We start from the raw sequence: 7,320 nt of genomic DNA, 5'->3' as shown, positions 1-7,320 counted from the left end.
CCCGTGATCCCGGGCATCCCCGCGCCGCCGGCCGCCGCCGCGGTCGCGCCCGTGGCGCAGGCCGTCACCGGCAAGGCCGCCGTCGAGGCCGCCTACGCCGGCGCGGGCGGTGCGGCCGGCACGCTGGGCAAGGCGGTGTCGAACCCGATCACCTTCCCCGACGGCTCGATGTTCCAGTCGTATCAGAACGGCACGATCTACTACACGCAGGCGAACGGCGCGCAGGTGGTGCCCTCGGGCGTCGCGGCCCCCGCGACACTGCTCAACTGGGTCACGGCGTTCGCGTCGGGCGGCGCACCGAGCCTGCCGCCGCTGCCGCTGCTCAACCTGATCCCCGGCTGGGGCGACCTGCTGGGCGTCAATCCGACGTCCGACGGTGCCGCGCCCGCGTCCGGCGTGCCGGCCGTGCCGGTCACGCCCGGCGCACCGTCGAGCGCGGCGGCGACCCCGGCGGTCCCGTCCGCACCCGCGGCGGCTGCGCCGACCACTCCGGCGGCCCCCGCAGCTGCGGCTCCGGCCGCGGGCTCGACCCCGCTGGCCGTGCCGACGGTGCCGGGCGCGCCGCAGTGATCAGGGCCGTGGCGGCCGGCCCCGGGGAACCGGCGCCGGCGGTCCTCGGTCACAGCGCCGGGCCGGATGGCGTCACGGACGCCGTCCGGACGGTACCCTGAACGTCCGTGGCAACCTCCTCTCCCCAGTCCTATGACCTCATCGTCGTCGGTTCCGGCTTCTTCGGTCTGACCATCGCCGAGCGCACGGCCGCTGAGCTGGGCAAGCGGGTCCTCGTCGTCGAGCGCCGGCACCATCTCGGCGGCAACGCCTACTCCGAGGCGGAGCCCGAGACCGGCATCGAGATCCACAAGTACGGCGCCCACCTGTTCCACACGTCGAACGAGCGGGTGTGGGAGTACGTCAACCGGTTCACCGATTTCACCGGCTACCAGCACCGCGTGTTCGCGATGCACAAGGGCCAGGCCTACCAGTTCCCGCTGGGGCTGGGCCTGGTGAGCCAGTTCTTCGGCCGCTACTTCACGCCCGACGAGGCGAAGGCGCTGATCCAGGAGCAGGCCGCGGAGTTCGACTCCAAGGACGCGCGGAACTTCGAGGAGAAGGCGATCTCGCTGATCGGCCGCCCCCTCTACGAGGCCTTCATCAAGCACTACACGGCCAAGCAGTGGGAGACCGACCCGAAGAACCTGCCCGCGGGCAACATCACCCGCCTGCCCGTGCGCTACAACTTCGACAACCGCTACTTCAACGACACCCACGAGGGCCTGCCCGTCGACGGGTACACGGCCTGGCTCGAGAACATGGCCGCCTCGGAGCTGATCGACGTGCGCCTGGACACGGACTGGTTCGAGGTCCGCGACGAGATCACCGCGGCCTCGCCGGACGCCCCGATCGTCTACACCGGCCCGCTCGACCGCTACTTCGACTACTCCGCCGGCCGCCTCGGCTGGCGCACGCTGGATTTCGAGACCGAGGTCCTGCCCACCGGCGACTTCCAGGGCACCCCGGTGATGAACTACAACGACGCGGACGTGCAGTACACCCGCATCCACGAGTTCCGGCACTTCCATCCCGAGCGGGACTACCCCACGGACAAGACCGTGATCATGCGTGAGTTCGGCCGGTTCGCCAACGACGACGACGAGCCCTACTACCCGATCAACACCCCGTCGGACCGCGAGATGCTCGCGGCCTACCGGGCGCTGGCCAAGACCGAGGCCGCGGACCGCAAGGTGCTCTTCGGCGGCCGCCTCGGCACCTACCAGTACCTCGACATGCACATGGCCATCGCCAGCGCGCTGTCGATGTTCGACAACACCCTGCGTCCGCATCTCGAAACCGGTGCCGCGCTCACCGAGGAGACCGCACAGTGACGAATCAGGCGAAAACCCTTCTGCAGCGCGTGATCCTGCCGCGTCCGGGCGAGCCCCTCGACGTGCGGTCGCTGTACATCGAGGAGGCCGAGACCAACTCGCGCCGCTCGCACGCCCCGACCCGCACGGCCCTGAACATCGCCGGCGAGTCCGAGGTCAGCTTCGCCACCTACTTCAACGCCTTCCCCGCGTCCTACTGGCGCCGCTGGACCGTGCTCACCGACGTGGTCCTGCGGATCGAGCTCAAGGGCACGGCCCGCGTCGACCTCTACCGCTCCAAGGTCGACGGTGCGCGGATCGCCCTGGGCGGCGGCCTGGTCGAGACCGACGCCACCGGCTACGGCGTCGCCGAGTTCGCGACCGACCTCGGCCCGTTCGAGGACGGCGGCTGGATCTGGTTCGACGTGACCGCCGACACCGACACCGAGATCATCTCCGCCGGCTGGTACGCGAGCGTCGGTGAGGAGGGCCTGCCGGCCAAGCGCGTCACCGTCGGCATCCCCACCTTCAACCGGCCCGACGATGCCGTCGCCGCGATCGCCGCCCTGACGAGCGATCCGCTGGTCGACGAGGTGATCGACGCGGTCCTCATGCCCGACCAGGGCAACCGGAAGGTCATCGACCACCCGGACTACGAGGCCGCGATCGCGCCGCTGGGCGAGCGCTACCGGCGGTTCGAGCAGGGGAACCTCGGCGGCTCCGGTGGCTACGGCCGCATCATGTACGAGGCGCTGCGCCTGACCGACAGCCCGTACGTGCTGTACATGGACGACGACATCGCGATCGAGCCCGACTCGATCCTGCGCGCCCTGGCGTTCGCGCGGTTCGCGAAGTCCCCCATGCTGGTCGGTGGGCAGATGCTCAACCTGCAGGACCGCAGCCACCTGCACTGCATGGGCGAGGTCATCGACCGGAACGCCTTCATGTGGACCGCGGCGCCCTTCGTCGAGTACGACCACGACTTCTCCGAGTACCCGCTGACGGACAAGGAGAACAGCAAGAACCTGCATCGGCGCATCGACGTCGACGGCAACGGCTGGTGGATGTGTCTGATCCCGCGCGTCGTCGCGGAGGAGATCGGCCTGCCGATGCCGCTGTTCATCAAGTGGGACGATTGGGACTACGGCCTGCGCGCCGCCCGGGCCGGCTACCCCACGGCGACGGTGCCCGGCATCGCGATCTGGCACATGGCCTGGTCCGACAAGGACGATGCCATCGACTGGCAGGCGTACTTCCACCTGCGCAACCGGCTGGTCGTCGCCGCGATCCACCACGAGGGCAGCACCCGCGGCATCATGACCAGCTCGATCAAGGCGCTGATGAAGCACCTGCTGTGCCTGGAGTACTCGACCGTCGCGATCCAGATCGAGGCGATGCGCGACTTCCTGCGCGGCCCCGAGGCGCTCCATGAGCTGCTGCCCACCGCGCTGCCGAAGATCGCCGCGATGCGCAAGGAGTACCCGGACGCCGTGGTGCTGCCCAGCGCCACCGAGCTGCCCCGCACGTCCGGCTCGGCGACCGCGCTCGGCACCCGGATCCCGCTCAATCCCGTCACCAAGGCCGCGACGCTGGCCAAGGCCATCCGCAACAACCTCCGTCCCGCCGACCCGCGCAACCACGAGGTCCCGCAGGCCAACTACCCGCCGCTCGAGGCGCGCTGGTTCAGCCTGGGCAGGGTCGACGGGGTGACCGTCACCACCGCCGACGGCCGCGGCGTGGTCTACCGGCAGCGCGACCGGGACAAGATGTTCGCGCTCATGCGCGAGAGCCTGGCCGTGCACCGCGAGGTGGACCGGCGCTTCGACGAGATGAAGCAGCGCTACCGCGCCGCGTACCCCGAGCTGACCAGCGTCGCGGCCTGGTCGGAGATCTTCGAGCCGAGCGGCACCCCGAGCGGCACCGACACCGAGGAGAGCAAGTGAGCCAGAATCCGGAGCAGGCGCTCAAGCCGGAGGAGATGATCCTCGTCGGCGTGCAGGCGCAGCTGGCCGGCCGCCCCGGGGTGCTCCCCGCGGCCCGCGGCCTGAGCCACTTCGGTGAGCACTCCCTCGGCTGGCTCGGCCTGGCCGCGATCGGCGCGGTGCTCCAGCCGAAGCGCCGACGGCAGTACGTCACCGCCGGCGTCGGCGCGTTCGTCGCGCACGCCGCGTCCGTGGTGATCAAGCGGATCGTGCGGCGGAGGCGCCCCGACCATCCGTACATCACCGTCGGCGTGGGAACCCCGAGCAAGCTGAGCTTCCCGTCCTCGCACGCCACGTCCTCGACGGCCGGCGCGATCCTGCTGGGCCGCGCGTCCGGGGTGCCCGGCGGAGCCGTCCTCGCCCCCGCGGCGGTCGTGCCGCCGATGCTCGCCTCGCGCATGGTGCTCGGCGTGCACTACCCGAGCGATGTCGCCGCGGGTGCGGCGATCGGTGCCGTGACCGCGCTCGCCGCGATCGAGGGTGAGAGACTGTGGGCTGACCGAGCGGCGCGCTGCTCCGCGAAGGACCGGAAGAACCAGACGAAGGGGTCGGACGACTGATGAGCGAGGAGCCGATCGAGCACGGCGAGCCGAAGGCACCGTCGAACCTCGCCGCCGGACTGGTCAAGGCGATCCGGCCCCGGCAGTGGGTCAAGAACGTCCTGGTCGTGGTGGCCCCGCTGGCCGCCGGGCGGGACCAGCTGGAGTTCGTCAAGTTCGGCAATGTCGGCATCGCGTTCATCGCGTTCTGCCTGGCCGCGTCGTCGATCTACCTGATCAACGACGCCCTCGACGTCGAGGCCGACCGCCAGCACCCCACCAAGCGCTTCCGGCCCATCGCGGCCGGCGTGGTGCCGGTGAACCTGGCCTACGTGCTGTCGTTCCTGTTCGGCGCCGGTGCCATCGCGGTCTCGTTCCTCGCGAACTGGCACCTCGCCGTGGTCATCGCGGTGTACATCGTGATCCAGCTCGGGTACTGCTTCGGCCTCAAGCACCAGGCCGTGCTCGACATCTGCATCGTCAGCTCCGGCTTCCTGCTCCGCGCCGTCGCCGGCGGGGTGGCCGCCGAGCTGCCCAAGGGCCTGTCGCAGTGGTTCCTGCTGGTGATGGCGTTCGGATCGCTGTTCATGGCGGCCGGCAAGCGCTACGCCGAGCTGCAGCTCGCGGAGCGCACGGGCGCGAAGATCCGCAAGTCGCTGGAGTACTACACCACCACCTACCTGCGCTTCGTCTGGACGCTCGCCGCGACCGCCGTCGTCCTCTGCTACGGACTGTGGGCCTTCGACAAGACCGCGCACCCGAATAACATCTGGTACGGCCTGTCGATGGTGCCCTTCACCATCGCCATCCTCCGGTACGCCGTCGACGTCGACGGTGGCGAGGCCGGTGAGCCCGAGGAGATCGCCCTCGGTGACCGCGTGCTGCAGGTGCTCGCGATCGCGTGGATTGGAACCGTCGTTGCCGCGGTCTACTTCGCCTGACGACACGGCCCCGTCGAGCTCGACCGACGCCGGGGCCCCGTCGAGGATCTCCGCACCCCGGGTCAGCCTCTGGCTCGGGGTCGCGGTCTGTGCGGTGGCGTTCGCGTACGGCGCGTGGGAGCGCCGCTGGATCGCCGACGACGGGCTGATCGTCCTGCGGACGGTCCGGAACCTGCTGGCCGGCAACGGACCCGTCTTCAACGTGGGCGAACGCGTCGAGGTGAACACCTCCGCGGCGTGGACCTACATCATCTGGTTCTTCTCCTGGATCAGCGGCGTGCAGACCGAGTACGTGGTGCTCACCGTCGCGCTGGTGCTCTCCGTCACCGCGATCCCGCTGGCGATGCTCGGCACGGCCCGCCTGTACAAGGGCGGCGCGGGCTGGTCCCGGCTGCGCGGCTCGGGGCTGCTGCTCCTGCCCGCGGGCGGGCTGGTCTACATGGCGCTGCCGCCGGCGCGCGACTTCGCGACCTCCGGCCTCGAGGTGTCGCTGACCATCTTCTGGGTCGCGCTGCTCTGGTGGCTCGCCGTCGCGTGGTCGCAGGCCGACCGCGACCCGGTCGAGCGGGGCGAGACGATCCGGTACTGGGCCCTGACGCTCTCCACGGCCTTCGTCGCGGGCCTGTCCTGGCTGGTGCGTCCGGAGATGGCGCTCGTCGGCGGCCTGGTGCTGCTCGTGATGTTCGCGGCGCCGATCGGCTGGCGGCTGCGGCTGGGCATCACGGTGGCCGGCGGGTTCCTGCCGGTCGCGTACCAGATCTTCCGGATGGGCTACTACGGCCTGCCGGTGCCCAACACGGCCGTCGCGAAGGACGCCACGGGATCCAAGTGGGGTCAGGGCTTCACCTACCTGATGAACCTCGTGGAGCCCTACTCGCTGTGGCTGCCCGTGCTGGCGCTGCTGCTGGCGATGCCGCTGCTGCTCCTGCCCGCGCGCGGCGCGCGTGCCCCCCTGACCGGCCGGTTCCACCTGCCCCGCGGCGGCGCCCGCGGCCTGCGCGATCAGCTGCAGCGGCCCGCGGTGATCGTGGCCGTGATGTTCCTCGGCGGCGTCGCCGAGACCCTGTACTGGTTGCGCCAGGGCGGCGACTTCATGTCCGGCCGCGTCCTGCTCGCGCCGCTGTTCCTGCTGCTGCTGCCCGTTATGGTGATCCCGCTGCGGATCCCCGCGCGGCAACCGGGCGACTCGAAGGTCCGCGGCCTCGCGCGGCTCGCCGGCGGCACCGCCGGCGCCGCGATCGCGGCGGTGCTCTGGGTTCTCGTCATCGGCTGGGCCCTGCACGCCACGACGTTGCGCGGCCAGCCCGACGGGACCTCGATCGGCCGGACCGGCATCGTCGACGAGCGCGCGTTCTACTCCCTGCAGACGGGCCACGCGCATCCGATCACCGCCGACGACTACCTGGACTACCCGCGCATGCACGCGCTCCAGGAGATCCTCCGCCAGACCCCGCGGGGCGGCGTGTACCTGCCGTCGTTCGACTACGACTGGTGGTTCATCGATCCGCTGCCCTATCCGCGGCCGGACGACGTTCCACTGCGGCAGACGGTGTTCTTCACCAACCTGGGCATGACCGGGATGAACCTGCCGCTCGACGTGCGGGTGTGGGACCAGATCGGCCTCGCCTGGCCGATGGCCTCGCACACCGCGCGGCTCGAGGACGGCCGGATCGGGCACGACAAGGAGATGTTCCCGGACTGGGCCGTCGCCGAGGCGAAGGCCTATCCGAAGCGCCCGGCGCTGCCGGGGTTCATCGACCCGGACTGGGTGAATCAATCCCGGGTCGCGCTCACCTGCCCGCAGATCCAGCAGCTGCAGTCCTCGTACTCGGCGCCGCTCACCTTCGACCTGTTCAAGCGCAACCTCAAGCTGTCGTACGCGAACTACAAGCTGCGCATCGACCGGGTGCCCGAGTACACGCTGCGCATGTGCCGCCTCGACGTGCCGCCGCCGCTGACGGACGAGCAGAAGTCGATGCCGAAGCCCTGATCCGGG

Annotated in this window: 5 protein-coding genes and 1 pseudogene; all 6 read left to right on the top strand. The window is 70.6% G+C overall.

Annotated elements, in window-relative coordinates; genetic code table 11:
- A pseudogene (locus tag HF999_RS19960) lies at positions 1 to 570 on the top strand (hypothetical protein); the annotation flags it as partial.
- Positions 571 to 677: 107 nt separating this feature from the next.
- Positions 678 to 1,883: a UDP-galactopyranose mutase gene (gene glf / locus HF999_RS19955; RefSeq protein WP_168547559.1), complete on the top strand. Its 1,206-nt coding sequence runs from the start codon at positions 678 to 680 to the stop codon at positions 1,881 to 1,883.
- Positions 1,880 to 3,805: a glycosyltransferase gene (locus HF999_RS19950; RefSeq protein WP_168547558.1), complete on the top strand. Its 1,926-nt coding sequence runs from the start codon at positions 1,880 to 1,882 to the stop codon at positions 3,803 to 3,805. Before glf ends, HF999_RS19950 begins: the two co-directional genes overlap by 4 nt.
- Positions 3,806 to 3,840: 35 nt before the next feature.
- Positions 3,841 to 4,404, top strand: a complete 564-nt coding sequence (locus HF999_RS19945) for a phosphatase PAP2 family protein (RefSeq protein ID WP_168547563.1) — start codon at positions 3,841 to 3,843, stop codon at positions 4,402 to 4,404.
- Positions 4,404 to 5,324 (top strand): decaprenyl-phosphate phosphoribosyltransferase, encoded by a 921-nt coding sequence (locus HF999_RS19940; RefSeq protein WP_168547557.1) that lies wholly within the window; start codon positions 4,404 to 4,406, stop codon positions 5,322 to 5,324. Before HF999_RS19945 ends, HF999_RS19940 begins: the two co-directional genes overlap by 1 nt.
- On the top strand, positions 5,302 to 7,314 hold the full coding sequence (locus HF999_RS19935) for an arabinofuranosyltransferase AftB family protein (protein WP_210733992.1): 2,013 nt from the start codon (positions 5,302 to 5,304) through the stop codon (positions 7,312 to 7,314). Before HF999_RS19940 ends, HF999_RS19935 begins: the two co-directional genes overlap by 23 nt.
- The last annotated feature ends 6 nt before the right edge of the window (positions 7,315 to 7,320 follow it).

Origin of the sequence: Tsukamurella spumae, assembly GCF_012396015.1 — a bacterium.
Lineage (GTDB): Bacteria > Actinomycetota > Actinomycetes > Mycobacteriales > Mycobacteriaceae > Tsukamurella > Tsukamurella spumae.
Note: the sequence above shows the minus strand (reverse complement) of the source record. Positions and strands in the feature narration are given on the sequence as shown.